Source organism: Ketogulonicigenium robustum (assembly GCF_002117445.1).
Lineage (GTDB): Bacteria > Pseudomonadota > Alphaproteobacteria > Rhodobacterales > Rhodobacteraceae > Ketogulonicigenium > Ketogulonicigenium robustum.
Genome location: NZ_CP019937.1, coordinates 27,501 through 46,028 on the forward strand (window position 1 = coordinate 27,501; position 18,528 = coordinate 46,028).

Annotated in this window: 15 protein-coding genes, 1 tRNA gene, 2 rRNA genes and 3 pseudogenes (1 of these 21 cut by a window edge); 12 read left to right on the top strand and 9 right to left on the bottom strand. The window is 59.3% G+C overall.

Annotated features, from left to right (window positions below):
- From BVG79_RS00150 to BVG79_RS13375, 5 genes and pseudogenes are all read left to right on the top strand, one after another.
- Positions 1 to 863 (top strand): 23S ribosomal RNA (locus BVG79_RS00150) (it extends 1,974 nt beyond the left edge of the window).
- Between the two features lie 72 nt (positions 864 to 935).
- Positions 936 to 1,050: ribosomal RNA gene (gene rrf / locus BVG79_RS00155) — 5S ribosomal RNA — on the top strand.
- Between the two features lie 45 nt (positions 1,051 to 1,095).
- Positions 1,096 to 1,172, top strand: a tRNA-Met gene (locus tag BVG79_RS00160).
- Between the two features lie 292 nt (positions 1,173 to 1,464).
- Positions 1,465 to 1,956, top strand: a complete 492-nt coding sequence (locus BVG79_RS00165) for a GntR family transcriptional regulator (RefSeq protein ID WP_257789405.1) — start codon at positions 1,465 to 1,467, stop codon at positions 1,954 to 1,956.
- Positions 1,935 to 2,054 (top strand): annotated as a pseudogene (locus tag BVG79_RS13375) (integrase core domain-containing protein); the annotation flags it as partial. The gene BVG79_RS00165 and the pseudogene BVG79_RS13375, both read left to right, overlap by 22 nt.
- 39 nt (positions 2,055 to 2,093) lie before the next feature.
- Here the strand turns inward: BVG79_RS13375 and BVG79_RS13795 are convergent.
- From BVG79_RS13795 to BVG79_RS00175, 3 genes and pseudogenes are all read right to left on the bottom strand, one after another.
- Complete coding sequence (locus BVG79_RS13795) at positions 2,094 to 2,225, bottom strand: hypothetical protein (RefSeq protein ID WP_257789406.1); 132 nt, start codon at positions 2,223 to 2,225, stop codon at positions 2,094 to 2,096.
- A 220-nt stretch (positions 2,226 to 2,445) separates the two neighbouring features.
- Positions 2,446 to 2,757 (bottom strand): annotated as a pseudogene (locus BVG79_RS13865) (hypothetical protein); the annotation flags it as partial.
- Positions 2,758 to 3,097: 340 nt separating this feature from the next.
- A pseudogene (locus BVG79_RS00175) lies at positions 3,098 to 4,055 on the bottom strand (IS481 family transposase).
- Between the two features lie 239 nt (positions 4,056 to 4,294).
- Between BVG79_RS00175 and BVG79_RS00180 the strand changes: the two are divergent.
- The 7 genes from BVG79_RS00180 to BVG79_RS00210 all read left to right on the top strand — a co-directional run bounded on the left by BVG79_RS00180 (position 4,295) and on the right by BVG79_RS00210 (position 11,814).
- Positions 4,295 to 5,421, top strand: a protein-coding gene (locus BVG79_RS00180; RefSeq protein ID WP_418268921.1) for an IS3 family transposase whose coding sequence is annotated in 2 segments (ribosomal slippage) — positions 4,295 to 4,556 and positions 4,556 to 5,421 — 1,128 coding nt in all. Because the reading frame shifts where the segments join, the coding sequence is not laid out codon by codon here.
- Positions 5,422 to 5,923: 502 nt separating this feature from the next.
- Positions 5,924 to 6,952 carry an ABC transporter substrate-binding protein gene (locus tag BVG79_RS00185; RefSeq protein ID WP_085785122.1) on the top strand — a complete coding sequence of 343 codons (1,029 nt, stop codon included), beginning with the start codon at positions 5,924 to 5,926 and terminating at the stop codon, positions 6,950 to 6,952.
- A 232-nt stretch (positions 6,953 to 7,184) separates the two neighbouring features.
- Complete coding sequence (locus tag BVG79_RS00190) at positions 7,185 to 8,525, top strand: amidohydrolase family protein (protein ID WP_085787151.1); 1,341 nt, start codon at positions 7,185 to 7,187, stop codon at positions 8,523 to 8,525.
- An 11-nt stretch (positions 8,526 to 8,536) separates the two neighbouring features.
- A complete protein-coding gene (locus BVG79_RS00195; RefSeq protein WP_085785123.1) occupies positions 8,537 to 9,334 on the top strand; it encodes an ABC transporter ATP-binding protein in 798 nt (265 codons plus the stop codon).
- Positions 9,327 to 10,103, top strand: coding sequence for an ABC transporter permease (locus BVG79_RS00200; protein WP_085785124.1), 777 nt, complete (start codon positions 9,327 to 9,329; stop codon positions 10,101 to 10,103). Before BVG79_RS00195 ends, BVG79_RS00200 begins: the two co-directional genes overlap by 8 nt.
- Positions 10,100 to 10,849: an ABC transporter permease gene (locus BVG79_RS00205; RefSeq protein ID WP_157115590.1), complete on the top strand. Its 750-nt coding sequence runs from the start codon at positions 10,100 to 10,102 to the stop codon at positions 10,847 to 10,849. The genes BVG79_RS00200 and BVG79_RS00205 overlap by 4 nt, the downstream gene beginning before the upstream one ends.
- Before the next feature lie 11 nt (positions 10,850 to 10,860).
- A complete protein-coding gene (locus BVG79_RS00210; protein WP_085785125.1) occupies positions 10,861 to 11,814 on the top strand; it encodes a nucleoside hydrolase in 954 nt (317 codons plus the stop codon).
- Here the strand turns inward: BVG79_RS00210 and BVG79_RS00215 are convergent.
- From BVG79_RS00215 to BVG79_RS00240, 6 genes are all read right to left on the bottom strand, one after another.
- Positions 11,811 to 12,701 carry a MurR/RpiR family transcriptional regulator gene (locus BVG79_RS00215; RefSeq protein ID WP_085785126.1) on the bottom strand — a complete coding sequence of 297 codons (891 nt, stop codon included), beginning with the start codon at positions 12,699 to 12,701 and terminating at the stop codon, positions 11,811 to 11,813. The two genes, BVG79_RS00210 and BVG79_RS00215, sit on opposite strands and share 4 nt — an antisense overlap.
- A gap of 330 nt (positions 12,702 to 13,031) precedes the next feature.
- Complete coding sequence (locus BVG79_RS00220) at positions 13,032 to 13,976, bottom strand: ABC transporter ATP-binding protein (RefSeq protein WP_085785127.1); 945 nt, start codon at positions 13,974 to 13,976, stop codon at positions 13,032 to 13,034.
- Positions 13,973 to 14,950 carry an ABC transporter ATP-binding protein gene (locus BVG79_RS00225; protein WP_085785128.1) on the bottom strand — a complete coding sequence of 326 codons (978 nt, stop codon included), beginning with the start codon at positions 14,948 to 14,950 and terminating at the stop codon, positions 13,973 to 13,975. Before BVG79_RS00225 ends, BVG79_RS00220 begins: the two co-directional genes overlap by 4 nt.
- On the bottom strand, positions 14,950 to 15,798 hold the full coding sequence (locus BVG79_RS00230) for an ABC transporter permease (protein ID WP_085785129.1): 849 nt from the start codon (positions 15,796 to 15,798) through the stop codon (positions 14,950 to 14,952). The genes BVG79_RS00225 and BVG79_RS00230 overlap by 1 nt, the downstream gene beginning before the upstream one ends.
- Positions 15,795 to 16,811 (bottom strand): ABC transporter permease, encoded by a 1,017-nt coding sequence (locus BVG79_RS00235; RefSeq protein ID WP_085785130.1) that lies wholly within the window; start codon positions 16,809 to 16,811, stop codon positions 15,795 to 15,797. Before BVG79_RS00235 ends, BVG79_RS00230 begins: the two co-directional genes overlap by 4 nt.
- Positions 16,808 to 18,427, bottom strand: a complete 1,620-nt coding sequence (locus tag BVG79_RS00240) for an ABC transporter substrate-binding protein (protein ID WP_157115591.1) — start codon at positions 18,425 to 18,427, stop codon at positions 16,808 to 16,810. The genes BVG79_RS00235 and BVG79_RS00240 overlap by 4 nt, the downstream gene beginning before the upstream one ends.
- Positions 18,428 to 18,528 lie beyond the last annotated feature (101 nt).

Below are 18,528 nucleotides of genomic sequence, written 5' to 3' on the forward strand. Positions count from 1 at the left end.
CCCGTGAAGATGCGGGCTACCCGCGGTTAGACGGAAAGACCCCATGCACCTTTACTCCAGCTTCACATTGGCATCAGGCCAAGCATGTGCAGGATAGGTGGTAGGCATTGAAACAGAGACGCCAGTCCCTGCGGAGCCATCCTTGAGATACCACCCTTGCTTTGCTTGATGTCTAACCGCGGTCCGTTATCCGGATCCGGGACCCTGTGTGGTGGGGAGTTTGACTGGGGCGGTCGCCTCCCAAAGTGTAACGGAGGCGCGCGAAGGTTGGCTCAGACCGGTCGGAAATCGGTCGTCGAGTGCAATGGCATAAGCCAGCCTGACTGCGAGACTGACAAGTCGAGCAGAGACGAAAGTCGGCCATAGTGATCCGGTGGTCCCGAGTGGAAGGGCCATCGCTCAACGAATAAAAGGTACGCTGGGGATAACAGGCTGATGATGCCCAAGAGTCCATATCGACGGCATCGTTTGGCACCTCGATGTCGGCTCATCTCATCCTGGGGCTGGAGCAGGTCCCAAGGGTATGGCTGTTCGCCATTTAAAGAGGTACGTGAGCTGGGTTTAGAACGTCGTGAGACAGTTCGGTCCCTATCTTCCGTGGGTGTAGGATACTTGAGAGGAGTTGCCCCTAGTACGAGAGGACCGGGGTGAACGGACCACTGGTGGACCAGTTATCGTGCCAACGGTAGTGCTGGGTAGCTATGTTCGGACAGGATAAACGCTGAAGGCATCTAAGCGTGAAGCCCCCCTCAAAACAAGGTATCCCTGAGGACCGTGAAAGACCATCACGTCAATAGGCTAGAGATGTAAGTGCAGTAATGCATTCAGTTGACTAGTACTAATCGTCCGATAGGCTTGGTTTGATCCAGAAATAGCTCAACCAAATCAAAAATCATACATAACAGTATACTTGAACAAAAATGCTTCTTTCCCGGTCTGGTGGATATAGCTCTTGCAAAACACCCGATCCCTTCCCGAACTCGGAAGTTAAGTGCAAAAACGCTGATGGTACTGCGACTTAAGTCGTGGGAGAGTAAGTCACCGCCAGACCTGATAAGAAGCATATCTCTCTCTATATACAAAAAATCCAAACAACGCGGGGTGGAGCAGCCCGGTAGCTCGTCAGGCTCATAACCTGAAGGCCGCAGGTTCAAATCCTGCCCCCGCAACCAACAAATCCTACACTTTCCGCAACCTCCCCTAAAACGGAGGTCTTTTGATGCACAGACATCAGGTCCGCATTCAGGCTCAAAGCCAGAATAATGCCGGACAAGACAGCGAACAATCATCGAGCTGAGGCTTGAGCACCCATTGGTGCAGGTCGAGAAATCGAACGACGCGCGGATGGGTTTGACGCGCGAAGAGTATAGAGCCCTGCGCACCCCTAGCGCCAGAAAATACTATTCTTGCTGTATCATGGTATTATACTGGACCTATATTTGGCTTTGATCTTGCAGGGGCATAGTGGAAGACCAGATCGCGACCCAACCGCGCCTTCTTGCTGATCGCATTGCTGCTGCCCTCGCGCAGGACGCGGGCGAGGACCCGCTTTATCGCCGTTTGGCGCGGGCCATGCGCCTCCTCATCGCGGCGAGCGAGATGAAAAACAACGACAACCTGCCCTCCGAGCGACGCCTCGCCGAAGTCACAGGGCTGTCGCGGGTGACAGTACGAAAGGCGCTGACAGCTTTGGCCGAGGAAGGCATCATCGGTCGGCGCGCCGGGGCGCGTGCGCATGTCGTGAAAGATATCGACCAATCGCTCTCGGTGCTTATCGGGTTTACGGCTGATATGCGACGGCGCGGGGCTGATGGCCGCTCGATCCTGCTGTCGCAAGATGTCGGGCTCCCGACCCCTGACGAGGTTATTTTGTTAGGGATATCACCGACCGACAAGGTCATGCGGTTGTCGCGGGTGCGGCTGGCCGAGGATGAGCCGGGATCGGCCGATATCTGAACTTCTACAACACCCGCCGTCCGCATTCATCGCTTGACGGGAAAACCCCCGATCACGCTTACTTCAACCAGCCAATGCCCGAAGTGGCAGACGCCTAACCGAAGAGGAAAACCACTTAGAAAACGCCCGGAACATATTTAGATAAACCGAACCACCTCTATACCGGGGGGCAGGGCATTGCGCAACGTCACCCAAAGGCCTGCCAGAATCTCGGGCGGGTATTGCGGGATGAAGTCGAACCTGAAGAAGGTGGTCAGAAAATGGTCCATGGCTTTCAGTCCGGACGTATGGGCAGGGGGGGCGCAAGGCACGGCACAGAAGTGGCGGATCAGTCGCAGCTGAGGGTGTGTTCGCTCGCGTCATACCCCTCGTAGTCGGGGGCGCCGTAACCGGGGAAAACCTCGGCTTGGGGGGCTGCGGCGGGGCGATGCCGAACCATTTGGTGTAGATTTCAGCGAACGCGTCGTTGGTCTTCATGCATTCCAGCGCGACTTCGACTTCGTTGCGGAAAGCGACGTCGTCCTTGCGGAAGAAAAACGACACGTTCACGCCCACCGGAATGCGTAGCGACACTTCCAGTTGCGGGTTTTCGGCAGCGAAATACCGGCTGGCCGACATATCGGCAATGGTGGCGTCGGCGCGGCCCGTCAGCACTGCGCGGATCGCATTGGGCTGCGAATTGTAACGGTCCGACTGCAGGCCCGTGAAGATCGACGAAAACGGGGTGTCGATCAGGTCGGTGCCGGGGCGGCCCATCTGCGCGGCCAGTGCAACGCCAAGGTCGTAGGTAAAGCCGGTCAGGTCACCGTCATCGCCGACGAAGGCAAAGGGGGCGAAGCCGCCCTCTCATGGGCATCAACTGCCGCCGCCACCCAAATTACCCGGACGGGCGCCGCGCAAAGCATCCCTTTTGCGTCAGAGCTCCTCAGCTAGCACACTTTTTTGACAATGCGCGCCATATGCCCATCATGACACGCCATGAACCTCATCGCTTTCGTCTCTCAGAAAACGAAAGTTCAGCGCCCGAGACCACGACAATCCTGTACGGTGCAATCCCAGTATAGCCGCGCCGCGTACCGCACCATTGTCCGCGAATATCTCAACGATGCCTCGATCGTGGATGATCCGGAGGCCTACGTCCCTAGGTGTTCAGTCCCGACATTTGGTGGATCGGGTTGAGGATGAATCGATCTGGCTCTGATGTCCAGATTTTGCAAATGTATTCGTAGGGCGTAAGTCCGCCGGAGTCTTTAGCCTGCGCGCGAAGTTGTAGGCCGCCATGAAGTCCCCCAAGTGGGTGCGGAGCTGGTCATGGCTTTGGTAATGGAAGCGCTTGATCGTGGCCTCTTTGATCGTGCGGTTCATCCGCTCGACCTGACCATTAGTACATGGATGGTTGGGCTTGGTCAGCCTGTGCTCAATCCCGTTTGCCTCGCAAATCATGTCGAAGCGCATCGGCCGAGAGTAGATGGTATTCTTGTTCCGCGGCTGCTCAGCGTACTGAATACCGTTGTCGGTGAGAGTGGTATGGACTTGGTAGGGCACGGCTTCGAGCATGTGCTGGAGGAATCCCTAGGCTGTCTTTCTATCGGCCTTTCGACGAGTTTGGTCACAGCGAACTTGCTCGTCCGGTCGATGCCAACGAACAAATATAGTTTGCCTTCAGCGGTCTGCACCTCGGCAATATCGATGTGGAAGAACCCTATGGGGTAGCGTTTGAACTTCGACCGCTTCGGCTTGTCGCCCTCCATATCAGGCAGGCGCGAGATGCCATGTCGTTGCAGACAGCGGTGCAGCGCAGATCGCGTCAGATGTGGGATCGAGGGCTGCAGGGCATAAAGGCAGTCGTCCAGCGGCAGCAGCGTATGGCGCCGAAACGCGACGACCGTCGCCTCTTCAGCCTCAGTCAGAACGGTCGATCGAGGCTCGGAAGGTCCGTTCTTCATATCCTCGACCGTCGCGCGATTGCGCCACTTCGCAACCGTCTTGGGATTAATGCCCAACTCCCGGCTCAGCTGCGCGAGCAAAGCTTGCGATCGCTGTATTGCTGCTCGGACAGCGTGCGTGGTCGTGGCGCTGCCGTGACGAACTTGTCCCACAAGGCTTCCTTCCATTCCAGAGAAAGGATCGCACCATCAAACCGTGGGATCAAACACCTAGGCGCAAGCCCCATTGATTTCGGGATTTTGGCTTGATTCAGGCTCCGCGCGGAGACCTGATCGATGATCAATCTTTACTGGCTGAGCGATACTCAGATGTCGCGCCTTGCGCCGTTTGGACTTGTCTCACTTCCGTTCCGGTTTTTTACGAGCAATGCTCGCCATAAAGGAGACCAGATATGGCACCCAAGCACAGTGAAGATTTCAAGCGCGATGCGGTTCGGATCGCGACGCATAGCGGCCTGACACGGCGACAGGTGGCGTCGGACCTTGGTGTCGGGTTTTCGACCTTGGGCAAGTGGATGCGGGATTATTCGACCGATCCGACAGCGGCCGAGGACGCGGAACTACGCCGCGAGAATGAGCGCTTGCGCAAAGAGAACCGTATCCTGCGGGAGGAGAGGGAAGTACTAAAAAAGGCCGCGATCCTCTTCGCGAGCCAAAAGCAGTGAGATTTCAGTTCATTGCGGAGTATCGCGGAGATCTTTCACGCGCCCGCCTTTGCTGTCTGATGCAAGTTTCGGACCGTGGTTTACGAGCGTGGCGTCACAGGCCGCCCTCGCTGCGTCAGCGGCGCGACATGGTCCTTCTGGCCCATATTCGCGAACAGCACCGGCTCAGTCTGGGTAGCTATGGCCGCCCGCGCATGACGCAGGAATTGACCGAATTGGGCATCAGGGTGGGGCAACGCAGGGTTGCCCGGATCATGCGCGACAATGGCATCCAGGTCTTGCGAAGCCGCAAATTCAAGCGCACGACCGACAGCGACCACAGTTTCAACATCGCCCCGAACCGTCTGAACCAGGATTTCACGGCGCGGGCCCCGAACCAGAAATGGGCGGGAGATATCACCTATATTTGGACCTGCGAAGGATGGGCCTATCTCTCTGTGATCATTGATCTATATTCGAGGCGCGTAATCGGTTGGGCAATCAGCAACCGTATGAAGCAGGACTTGGCCTTGCGGGCTTTGGACATGGCAATCGCGTTACGCCGACCGCCACCGGGCTGCATTCACCGCACCGATCGCGGCGCGCAATATTGTGCGCACGCGTATCAGAAGCGCCTTCGCCGTCACGAGTTGCTGCCTTCCATGAGTGGCAAAGGAAATTGTTACGATAATTCCGCAGTCGAGAGTTTCTTCAAGTCGCTCAAGGCCGAACTCATCTGGCGAAACACGTGGCAAACACGCCGGGACGTCGAGGTCGCGGTGTTCGAATACATCAACGGATTCTACAATCCGCGCAGGCGGCATTCTTCGTTGAATGGAAAATCACCCGTGGCCTTCGAAAAGATCGCCGCATAACATCAGCAACACACCGGAACGAAAACGGTGCAAGTCCAAACGCCTTTTTAACTTGGCGCGGATCTGCGGCAAGGTAGGTGTCAGTCTGCCGCCGGGGCGCTGATTTAGAATCCACGTGTAGAGAGACGTCGTGCTGATCCGAGGCGTTCAGCGAGCCCTGAGACGGAGTGACCGCGATCGGCAACTTGCGCCACGGCACTTTACTTAAACTCATATATAGATCGATTTTGCGATCACATATCCGCTTTTCCCCGCTTCCAAAAGTAACGCGCAAAACGTTTGCAAACCTAGCGGCACCTCAGGGCGCTGTGGGGGGGGGCGGTCAAAGAAACACGAGGCTGTCTAGAAAATAGGCAAAGACCCGCGTTCTTCGGTATTCAAATGAGCATTGATGTCTAGAGTCCAGTCTTTGTGATCGGGAGTGCTTGGTCCAAACGAAGATGGGTGTAATGGTAGTTACAGTTTTTAAATAGTTGTGAAACTGAGATAACGGATTCGTATCATGCTCTCGCCCTCACTATCACGTCGTCACTTCATCGCTAATTCGTGCGCAGGTTTGGCTTTCGCCGCCAGTCTACGACCCGCTTTCGCGCAGAACAACAACGCTGCGCTTCGGACCGCGCTCAACTGGTTGCCCAATGTCCAGTACGCTGGTTTTTGGGTTGCACTGGAGCGCGGCTACTTCGCCGAGGAAGGTATTGACCCGATCTACTTCCCGGGGGGGCCGAATGCGCCGAATTCGCTGGTTACGCTTGCAGCTGATGGTGCCGACTTGGGCATGGGCCTATGGCTTCCATTTCTGGACGCGCGGGCGCGCGGAAACGATATGGTGATGTTGGGTGCTAACTTTCCCAATGGTCAGAACGGGTTCATTTCGCTGCCCGGTAAACCTATCGTCACTCCTGCTGATTTGGTGGGCGCGCGCATCCTTGGCCAGACCGAGAGCGATAAGCAGATCATAGAAACCATGCTTATCCGCGCGGGTCTTCCCTTGGACTATCATTTCGTTCCGGCTGGCTTCTCGCCCGAGCCATTGCTGGCAGGGGACGGAGATGCCTACATATGCTTTGTCACCAATCAGCCTATCACGCTGGAAAACCTTGGTTTGAAGCAGGGCACTGATTTCTTGGTTCATCGGTTTGATGAGTTCGGCTACCGCGCGCCCAATACTATATTCATCTCTACGCGCGAGAAGCTCGAGGCCAATCGTGACCGCTACGTGCGTTATCTGCGCGCGCTGGCGCGTGGGTGGCAGGAGAATGAGAAAGACCCCGAATTTGCAGCTAGTTTGGTCGTGAATAATTACGGGGCTGATCTCGGCCTAGATCTGGTTCAGCAGACCCGCCAGAACGAGCTTCAGATTGCTTTGGTTCAGGACGCGACGGGGCGCTACTTTGGGCTCGCCCCTGACGATATCGCGTCCGGGCTTTATGATTTGGCGCGGAGTTCTGGTAAAGGCGACGTTCTGCCGGACGACCCCACTGTATTGTATGATTTCTCAATACTCGATGAAGCGCTTGCTAGCCTCTGAACGTCTCCGGGTCGTTCCATTGCGTTCGCTGCCCTAGGTCATTGAGGACCTACTATTGGGCTGCCCCAGTCCCCCCAAGTCTTTTGGTGGGACACCCCTTACCAGATGTCGGACTTGTCCCTTGACTTCAAACCTGATTCCCAGCCCGGTCGGCAGTTATAATGCTGATCCGGCTTCCAGCACACAGCCCCAAGTGATCGATCTACTGGTCACGAATGCCAACATAGTTTCGATGGACGAGGCGCGCCGTACCATCGCTGACGCTGCGATCGCGGTCGATGCGGGGCGGATAGTGTGGATGGGCCCAAGCGTCGAGGCCGCCGCGCGCTTCGCGCCGCGCGAGCGGCTTGATGCGGCCGGCAAAATAGCGATGCCGGGGATGATCGATGCGCATTTCCATACCGCACAGCAATTCTTGCGCGGCAAGTTGAGCCAGCTTTCACGGCGACAGCCGCTGAAAATACCGATATGGAAGAACTATTACGTGCCCTTCGAGGGTATTCTTGACCCCGAAGATGTCTATTTGTCGGGGCTTTTTGCTTATGCGAACATGCTGATGGTCGGCACGACCTGCTTTGCCGAGGCGGGGGGGCCGCACCCCGACGAGATGGGCAGAGCTGCCGATGAGATCGGTATCAGGGGATTGATCGCGCTCTCGACCGTTGACAGCCATGCCAGCACCGGCGCCGTGGTGCCGGATTCGATGATGATGACGCGCGATCAGGCTATCGAGCGCAACATCGCGCTGGTTCAGCGCTGGAAGACACACCCCCGCGTGAATGCGTCTTTGGCGCTGCGCCAGATCATCGTATGCTCGCCCGAACTTATCACGGCGATCGGGCAAGCGGCGGTCGATTTGGATGCAAAGATCCATACCCATCTGTGCGAGGGGATCTATGAAATTGATTTCGCGCTGCAAAAGTTCGGGATGCGGCCCACAGAATATCTCGAATCTCTTGGTGTGCTAAGTCACCATTTGCATGCTGCACATTCAGTGATCCTGTCGCCCGACGAAGTCGATCTGTATGCCAAGCATCGGGTTTCGGCATGTCACTGCGGATTGAACAACTACTCGCTAGGTGCGCCTCGGCTGGTGGAAATGTGGCGGCGTGGTATCGACATCGGAATGGGTTCGGATGGCGGAGCCACGGCGGGAACGATCGATATCTTTCAGGTGGCCCACGCCGCCAAGATCGGGCAGCAGGTTTTGGCTGGTACGCCATGGCACATCCGCACGGCCATCTCTTACGAGGAGTTGTTGGCCGTGGCCACCAATGGTGGCGCGCGGGCGCTTGGGATGTCGCCCGATATTGGCCAGCTGTCGGTTGGATCTAAAGCCGATATTTTGCTGGTGAGTTGCGACGACATCGATCAGCAGCCGCTCTATGACCTGATGTTCACGGCCTCGTCCTCGGTCGTCGGGCGGGATGTGCGTGATGTGATTGTGGATGGGCGGGTTGTGGTGAAGGACCGCGAGTTGCTCAGCATGGATATGGGCGAGATCAGGGCTAAAGTTGCGCGGCGGCAGCCGCAATTGATGGAGCGCTTCGAGCGCCTCGTCGGCGCTCAGTAACGAGGGACAAAATGACCGTCAGCCGGACCGAAAAAACCCCTGCAGTAGTTTTTTCCTCTGTAACAAAGAGCTTCAGCCTCGCGGGCCGGCAAAGTGTGCAAGCGCTTTCCGACACTAGTCTCGAGATCGCATCGGGCGAGTTTATTGCTCTGATCGGCCCGTCTGGCTGCGGCAAAAGCACCTTGCTGCGCCTCGCCGCCTCGCTTGATACGCCCACGAGTGGTCAGGTTCGCGTAAATGGCGCTGCACCCGATGTTCTTGCGCGGCAGCACCGGTTGGGGGTTGCGTTTCAGGAACATGCGCTGCTGCCTTGGTTAACGGTCGAGCGGAATATCGCACTCCCCTTCCAGCTTGCCGGGCTAGCGGTGAAACCGGCGCGCATCGCCGAGCTTATCCAGCTCGTCGGGCTGAAGGGCTTCGAGAAGGCCAGGCCGAAACAGCTTTCTGGCGGGATGCGGCAGCGGGTCGCAATCGCACGCTCGTTGGTGCTAGAGCCGAGTCTGTTGTTGATGGATGAACCCTTTGGGGCGCTTGATGCGGTCACCCGGCGGCAGATGAATATCGAGCTGCAACGAATATGGCAGCAGACCGGCGTGACAACGATCTTCGTGACGCACGATGTTGGTGAGGCGCTATTCCTCGCCGATCGCGTGGTCGTGCTTTCTGCTCGGCCTGGGCGGGTTGTGGAAGACATCCGTGTGCCATTTGACCGCCCACGTGGGGCCGAGATCATGCGCAGTTCGCGCTTCCACGAACTCTCGGATTACCTGACCGACCTGCTGCATCCTGCCGAGGCAACACATGTCTGAGGCCAGTTTCGAAAAACGCTTTGGCTTATTGAACAGCGATGCCGCGCTGGGTGTGCTCGGCGTGGCGCTCTTTTTAACTGCTTGGGAGCTTATCGGACGCTCGGGGGTGGCTGGACTGACGCTTCCGCCCCTATCACAGGTCGTCACGTATGCGCTCGAAGCCCCGCGAATTACACTCTTCAGTCGCGCAGTTCCCGCCACGGTGAAAGCGATGGCCGGCGGCTATCTGATAGGGGCGCTAGCCGGGATAGGGCTGGCGTTCATCGGCTACGCGGTGCAGCGCCTGCGCGCTGGCGCTGATATGGGGGCAACTCTGCTGCACTCGATTCCCGCCATCGCACTGGCGCCCATCTTCGTGCTGGGCTTCGGCCGCGAAACCGCACCGACAGCACTAGCAGCGTTCAACGCCTTTTTCGTGTTCTATGTCGCGGCTAGTTCGGGGCTTTCGGGGAATGCGCCGATTTTTCGGGATGTGATGAAGGTATATGGCGCCTCGCCCATGCGCCGCTTTTGGCACGTCGACTTTCCCGCAGCGCTGCCCGCAATTGCCACAGGCATGAAACTTGCGGTCCCCGGCAGCTTGATTGGGGCGATCCTGGGCGAATGGTTCGGGGCACCCCGTGGCCTAGGCCTGCTAATTGTCACTGCTATGCAGAACTTCCAGATCCTGCTTCTGTGGAGCGCAGTTTTGCTTACCGGAATGATTTCATTCGGTCTTTTCTGCCTGCTTTCTCTGCTAGAGCGCCATGTATTCGAGCGGTTCAGATGATCTCCATGCTGTTTAAACGACTACTTGATTTCTGGGTTGTGATCCTGCTTTTTTTGGCCTGGCAGATGGGCGTTACCCTTTCACAGGTAAATGCCATCGTGATGCCTAGCCCGCTCGCTACGGTGCAGGCCGTGCTGGCGACGCCAGGGCTTTACCTCGGCGCGCTGTGGAGCACAGTCTCGCTTGCGGTTGGCGGACTGGCGTTTGGAATGGGCCTCGGCGTGCTGGTGGCGCTTCTAAGCTGGTACTCGCGCATTTTGCGCGGGCTGCTTACGCCGGTGGGGATCATCTTTTCGTCTGTTCCGGTTGTGGCGCTTATCCCTATCCTTTCCCGAATGTTCGGCTATGGCGGCGGCACAGTGCTGGCAGTGGTGGCTATCATTAGCTTTTTCCCCTTCTTTGTTTTTGTATCTAGTGGGTTGCGGGCGCTTCCGGCAGGGTCCGACAATGTGTTCACCGTCTTTGGTTCAAGCCGCTGGAATCGGCTGATCCGCCTTGCTATCCCTTCGGCACTGCCGAATTTTGCCGTGGCTCTGCGTATTACTGCTCCCAACTCAATCCTCGCCGCGATGGTCGGCGAGTTCCTGATGAAAACTGGGGGACTGGGCAATCTGCTCTCGTCTGCGGCAGATGGTTTCCGCACCGAGCAAGCGATCGGTGCCAGCCTCGTTGCCACATTTGCGGCGGTTATGCTTTTCAGTGCGTGCCGCTGGCTGGAAGCGCTGATCCGCGCGCGCACATTGTGAGAGAGTGATCCATGCGCCGCATTATTCTTGATGTAGATACTGGTATCGATGACGCACTCGCCATCCTTTATGCGCTACGCCGCCCGGGGATTTCGTTGGAAGCGGTAACCACAACATATGGCAATATCGATATAGCTCAGGCCACGCGCAATTCACTCCAGATACTTGAGGCCGCAGGCCGCACAGATATACCTGTTGCGCGGGGTGCCGCGCGCGCGCTTGTGCGGCCTTACACGAAGAAAGGTAGTGTGATCCATGGGGCCAACGGCTTCGGTGGGATCAAGCTGCCCGAGCAGAAGGCTGAGCCGGTAGCACGCTTCGCTCCTGATTTTATCATTGATCTCGTTCGGGCTCACCCCGGCGAGATCACGCTTGTACCTGTGGGGCCGCTTACCAATATCGCGCTGGCGCTGATGCGCGCGCCGGACTTGGCGGAAAAGCTGGCAGGCATCGTGTTTATGGGGGGGACCATTCACCATCCAGGGACACCCAGCATGCCCAGTCCCATGGCCGAGGTGAATATCTTCAATGACCCAGAGGCCGCTCGAACCGTGATCGCCTCGGGCGCGCTACTCACTATGATAGGCCTTGATGTGACCATGACAACAAAGCTTACCGAGGAAATGATAGCCCGGATGGCCAAGCGGGCTGACGCCGCAAACGATCTTGCTGGCAGGGTGACGATGGAGGCTGCGCGCGCCTATCTGAATGCCTATCAGCGGCAATACCCCGGTATCACCTATTGTGCCCTGCACGATCCGCTTGCGGTAGCGGTAGCCGAGGACCCTTCGCTTGTGACCCTTCAGCCGATGAAGCTTGATGTGGAATGCGTCGGCGAAATCACGCGCGGCCAGATCATCCCAGATTTGCGCAAGGTGGCCGGTGTCGTGCCTAATACTTCTGTGGCGATGCTGGTGGATGCTCCAACTTTCGAAGCGCGCTTCGAGGCGGCTCTGGGCGGCTAGCGCGCGATTAGCCATGGTTGTGCGAGCTCGGCAAAGCGAGCCGAGTTATCTGCGGCATCGGTTCGGCAGGCGGCCACACAAGCAGCCAGAGCTTCCAGAACCGAAAGCACTGCCGCATCTGAAGTGGCCCCCACCTCGCGCTTTGCTTGAATGTAGAGCGTCTGGGCCCCTAAGGCGGCCAACGGCGACGAGGGCGCGTCCGTAATGACAAGCAAGGGCACACCACGCCGATGTAACGCATGGGCGAGATCGACCGTTTCGCGTATGTAGCGTCTAAATCCGAATGTGACGACAAGATCTTGCGGGCCATAGCTGCCCAACTCGGCCAATGCAGCCAATTTGCCCCCAGCCGCCGCGGTGCTGGCCTGTCGTCCCAGCACTGTAAGATTATGAGCAAAGATTTGTGCGAGCGGTAGTCCTTGCTCGAAGGCTAGGACAAACAGCCGGCCCGCATCCGAAATCATGGCCGTGGCGTCTTCGATCTGCGTGGTGTTCAGGTTCCGGCGGGCCTCTGTCAGATTGTCGATATCGTCTTCCAGCACAGAAGCGTAAATTGCACTAGCGCCAGTCTTCTGCTGGATCGTGCGGCGTAGTCTATCGGCCGGGGCCAACACCGCCTCGAAACCACCGATTAGATCCGAGCGGAAGGCCGGGTACCCATCATAGCCGAGCTTACGGGCGAAGCGATTGGCGGTCGCAACTGAAACACCCGAGGCATGTACAGTTTCGTTGATGGTCATCTGCGCGACCTTCATCGGCTCTGCTAAAACGAAATCGGCGAAGCTGCGTAGGGCCTGTGAAAACTCGGGGTAGGCTTCTGCGATTCGCGCGCCGACCACCGAGCCAGCGGGCAGATTGTTTTGCGCCCAAACTTGGCCCGCACTCATTCCTGCCTCGCTTTCGTAATTGTATAATCTTACGCCTGATCATACTCGAAAGCGCGTGCCGAGCCAACCGCCCGCGTCAAAGCCATCAATCGGGGCCGTGGTGGCGATTTTTGACGGTAAAAAAACACGGAACTGACCAGCTTTGGCGAAAAACATCATGATGAAAGCCGCGGTATTTTCTTACCGATCCTCAATCGGTTCGAGCCAAACAGCGGAAGGGGATCGCAATCAGTTGCTACTTATGATCCGGCCGGTTGGGCGCGTTCGGCCCCTTTCTTGATACAGGTGGATGGCCGCGAAACGATCCGTTGATCGAAGCCGTCCACGGCCTCAGACTGTATAAAGCGTCTCGGCAAAGTGGCATGCGACGCTGAGGCCTGCGCCTTGATCGCGCAGCTCGGGGACCTCGGTGCTGCAGCGTGCCTGTGCGAAGGGGCAGCGTGTGCGGAATGTGCAGCCGCTGGGGGGATTGACGGGGCTGGGCACATCGCCGTCCAGAAGCACTGCGTCGGTGCGGCGGGCGGATTCATCGGGGATCGCTGCCACAAGTGCACGCGTGTAGGGGTGCATTTTGCGGTGCCAGACCTCCTCGGCGGGGCCGATTTCGACGATGCGGCCCAGATACATCACGGCGATCCGGTGCGATATGTAGCGCACGACCGAAAGGTCGTGGCTGATGAACAAATACGTCAGGCCCAAATCGCGTTGCAGCCCCAGCAACAGGTTCAAAACCTGCGCCTGCACCGAGACATCGAGGGCAGAGACGGCCTCGTCGCAGACCAGCAGCGCTGGGTTCAGGGCCAAGGCGCGGGCAATGGACACGCGTTGGCGCTGACCGCCTGATAGCTCGTGCGGCAGACGTTCGAGGTGATAGTCCGACAGGCCCACTTTGCGGGCAAGGTCCAACACCTGCGCCTTGCGGGCCTCGCGCCCGGCACGCTGGTGGATCTGCAATGGCTCGCCGATGATACGTTCGACCGTCAGGCGCGGGTTCAGCGCGCCGCTAGGGTCTTGGAATACCATCTGCACGGCCCGCGCCCGCGCAAGGCGGCTTTTTTCTGGCGAAACGCCAGCTACTTCCAGCGTGCCGCTGGTAGGAGTGTTGATGCCGACGATGCACCGCGCCAAGGTGGACTTTCCGCAGCCGGATTCGCCGACCAAGCCCAGCGTTTCGCCGGGCGCTACAGAAAGCGATATCCCGTCGACGGCCTTCAGCTGGCCGCGTGCGGTGTTGTGGTGGACCTTCAGGTCTTGTGTTTTCAGCACTGGCGTCATGCTGGCACCTCGGCAAGGGGATGGAAGCAGCGAAACGCGCGGCCATCCATAGTGGTTTGCAGGGCAGGGCGGGTCGCTTCGCAGGCGGCTGTGGCACGCGGGCAGCGCGGGGCAAAGACACAGCCGGCGGGGCGAGCGTCGGGGGCGGGAACCGCGCCGCGAATTTCGGTCAGCGGGGTCGGGTCGGCGGCGTAGCTGCCGTGCGGGCGCGCGGCAATCAGGCCGGCGGTGTAGGGGTGATACGGGGTGTCGAGCACCGCATCTGTCGGCCCTTCCTCGACCAACGATCCGGCGTACATGACGGCTACGCGATCAGCGACCTGCCGGACAACGCCCAGATCATGGGTGATCAGCAACAGCCCGAGGTTCGCCTCGCGTTGCAACTGTTTGACCAGCCGCAGGATCTGCGCCTGTACGGTGACATCCAGCGCTGTCGTCGGTTCATCTGCAATCAGCAGGCTGGGGTTGCACGCCAGCGCCATGGCGATGACAACGCGCTGACGCATCCCGCCCGACATGCGGTGTGGATATTCCGAAAACCGCGCGGCAGGGTCGGGGATGCGCACCAGCGCCAGCAGTTCGATAGCGCGGGCGCGGGCGGCGGCTTTCGACATTTTCTGGTGCGTGCGCAGCACTTCGACGATCTGCGCGCCAGCGGTCATCACGGGGTTCAGCGCGGTCAGCGGCTCTTGATAGATCATCGCCATGCGGTTGCCGCGCAGGTCGCGGAACGCGCTATCGGGCAGGGTGGTTAGCTCCTCGCCCTCTAGTGCGATGCTGCCGCCGGTGATGGCAAGGTTGCCCGCCAGCAAGCGCATCACGGCCAGCGCGGTCATCGATTTGCCGCAGCCGGATTCGCCGACCAGCCCCAGTGTTTCGCCGCGGTTCAGGGTGAAGGAAAGCTGTTCGACAATCGGGGCGCTGGCGCCGCTGGCAATGCGCAATTTGTCTACCTTCAGAAGGGGGGCGTTCATCAGCTGCGCTCCTTCAAACGGGGGTTGAGGACGTCGTTCAGTGCGTCGCCGATCAGGTTCAGGGCCAGCACTGTCAGCACCAGCGCGCCTGCAGGCAGGGCGGTCATATACCATCCCGCGCGCAGTTCGGGGCGGCCGACGGATAGGATCGTGCCCCAGCTCATGACATTGGGGTCGCCAAGGCCAAGGAAGGCAAGACTGGCTTCGGTGATAATGGCCGTCGCCACCAGAACCGAGGCCGAGACGATGATTGGCGCAAGGCAGTTCGGCAGGATTTGCTGGAAGATGATGCGGATGTCGGACATGCCGATGATGCGGCACGACTGTACGAAGTCATAGGTGCGCAGGCGCAGAAAATCGGCTCGCACAAGGCGAGCGATCATTGGCCACGACACAATCGCGATGGCCGAAATGATGGTGCCCATCGATGCGCCCAGCACGCCCACGATGGCGATCGAGGCCAGAAATGACGGGATGGTCTGCATTGCGTCGGTCAAGCGCATCAAAATATCGTCGATGGTGCCGCCGTAATAGCCCGCAATCGCGCCGACCAGCGTGCCGATAACCAACGACACTGCCGCCGCCGTCGCACCCACGGCCAGCGATACACGCGCACCATAAAGCAGCGATGCCAGCATATTGCGGCCCAGCGCGTCGGTGCCAAGGGGGTAGCCCTCGACCGCGCCCGGCCAGCTGCGCGGTGGCCCCGAAATGGTGAACGGCCCGTTCGGAAAGAAGATGCCCGCCGCCAGCGCCATTATGACGACTGTGGCCAGGATCACGATGCCGAACAACCCGCTGGAATGGCGCAGAAGGCGCCCGAAAATGGTTCTGGCTGGTTTCTTCATTTCACTTCCACCCGTGGGTCGAGCAGCATGTAGAGCAGGTCGATCCCGAAATTCACCACGACCACGCAAAGCGAGCTGATGAAGACGACCCCCAACAGTAGGTTGGTGTCGCGCTGGAAAACGGCGTCGAAGGCGGTGCGGCCCATGCCGTTCAGCCCGAAGATCGTCTCGATCAGGACGGCGCCGCCGACAAGGGCGCTGACCTGCAGCCCCGCCATGGTGACCAGCGGCAACAGCGCGTTACGCAGGGCGTGCACATAGATCACGCGGCGCTCGCGCAGCCCTTTGCCGCGGGCGGTGCGGATGAAGTCCAGCTTCATCACCTCCAGCATGGCGGCGCGGCCGATGCGCCCGTAAATGGCGATGTAGAACGTACACAGCGCCGAAACCGGCATCACAAGGTGCCAGGCGACGTCTTTAAAGTAATCCCATCCCGTGTAGCCCATCCCGATCGAGGCGAAGCCTGCAATCGGCAAGACGTTCATCTTTACCGAGAAAATCAGGATCATCAGCACCGCGATGATGAATGACGGCGTGGCATAGAAGACCAGCATCAGCACCGACAATCCCAGATCGACCGGTTTGCCCGCGTTGCGCGCGGCCATCACGCCCAGCAGCGTCCCCACGACCATCGAGATGGACACCGAGGCGATCACCAGAATCGCCGTCACCGGCCAGCGCTTGGCGATGACGTCGATAACAGGCGCGTTGTTGGCGGGCGAAAAGCCGAAATCCAACGTCACAAGGCGCGCCATGTAATACAGCAGTTGCACCGGAACCGGCTGGTCCAGGCCATAGCGTGCGCGCAGCGACGCCATTTGATCCGCCGTCATTTCCGACGTGCCGGCCAACGTATCGACAAAGTCGCCCGGCGACATTTTCACCAGAACAAAGCTGCCGATCACCACCAGCAGCATCACCAGCACGGCTTGGCCCAAGCGGCGCAGCACATAACGCACCGCCGCCCGCGAGGGGGCTTTGGGCCCCCTCTTGGTTGTCAGGGTTTCGCTCATGCGTCGATCCAGGCGCGGGAAAAGCCGCCCAGCGCGCCCAGCGCGTCGATCGTGGTGTCTTTTACCTTCACGTTGACGATGTTGGCACCAAAGATGTTGGTGATCGGCAGAACCGGCAGATCAGCCATGACGATTTGCTGGAACTCGGCATATTGGGCCTTGCGCTTGGCGGGGTCCAACTCGACCTGTGCGGCTTCCAGCAGCGCGTCGACCTGCGGGTTGACGTAATGCGCCCCGTTCGAGAAAGCGACGCCCGGATTATAGCTTTTCGACCAGTAGAAGCGCTGGGTGCCGATGACGGGATCAACCCCAAGGTTCACGGTGTACAGCACCAGATCGCCCTTGCGCTCGGTCCAGACAGTGGTGGTGAACACGGCAAAGTCTTGCGTGCGGATCGTCACATCGATGCCGATCTGGCGCAGCTGTTCCTTGATATAGGGGGCCGCGCCAATCGATTCCGTGCCCCAAGGCGAGGGGTCCAGCATCAGGCTGAAGCGCATCCCGTTTGCGGCGGGGGCAAAGCCTGCCTCGTCCAGCAGGGCTTTTGCTTTTTCCAGATCGTAGTCGTAGCTGGGGACGCCGTCGGTCGTGTAGTATTCCTTTTGGTCGACGTGCAGCGGCGATTTGCCCGGCGCGCCAAGGCCGTACCAGATGTTCTGGGTGATCCAGTCGGTATCGATCGCATGGGCGATGGCATGGCGCACGCGGATGTCGGCCAGATATTCGTTATCTAGGTTGAAATCGAGCTGCTGGGCCGAGGGCATCGCCTCGTAGCCTTTGGTGTCACGCTCGAAATCAGGCAGCGCGTCAAGGCGAAGGATCTCGGGGGCGGGCAGCATGTTCAGGAACACGCCGTCGATCTGACCGGCTTCCAGCATCGAGGCGCGGGTCGCTGCATCGGCGACGAATTGGATGATGATCCGGTCGAGCAGCGGCAGGCCCGCGTCCCAATAGTCGGGGTTCTTGACCAGCACGATATACGAGCCGACCTCGTATTCGGCCATTTTGAACGGTCCGGTGCCGATGGGGGCGGTGTTGGCGGGGTTCGCCTGAATGTCCGTGCCCTCGTAAATATGGGCGGGCAGGATCGGGCTTTCGCGGCTGTCCAGCGCGCGCATCATGGCGGGGCTGGGCGTGGTCAGGCGGAAGACGGCGGTCAGATCATCGGGGGTGTCGACGGCCTCTAGCGCGGCGAAGGTTGCTTTGCCGCGGCCGTGGATGACCTTCAGCACTTCCATGAAAGTGAAAGCGACGTCTTTGGCGGTAAAGGCCGTGCCGTCATGCCATTTCACGCCGTCGCGCAGTTTGAATGTAACGGTCAGGCCATCTTCGGCGATGTCCCAGCTTTCGGCCAGTTGGCCGCGCGGGACAAGGCCGGTGTCATAGGCCAGCAGGCCGTCGAACATCTTGGGCGCGATGAAGCTTTCCGTACCGGCGGTCGAGATCGCCGAGTTGAGGACGGTGGGCGCGGGCCATGCCACGGTGCGCAGCATGCCGCCTGCCTTGGCCTCTTGTGCCAGCAGGCGGCTGGGCAGCGATGCCATGGGCAGGGCGGTTGAGGCCGCAAGGCTGGCGATGAACGCGCGGCGGCCGAGGGTGAATGAAGGTGCTTTCACGCTAGTTCTCCTGTTGGGGCGTGCCGTTGGGCAGACGCTTGTGGGCAGACGCTTGGGTTGGGGGTGCGGGGCAAGCCCCGCGGCCGTGCCCGTTCTTGATG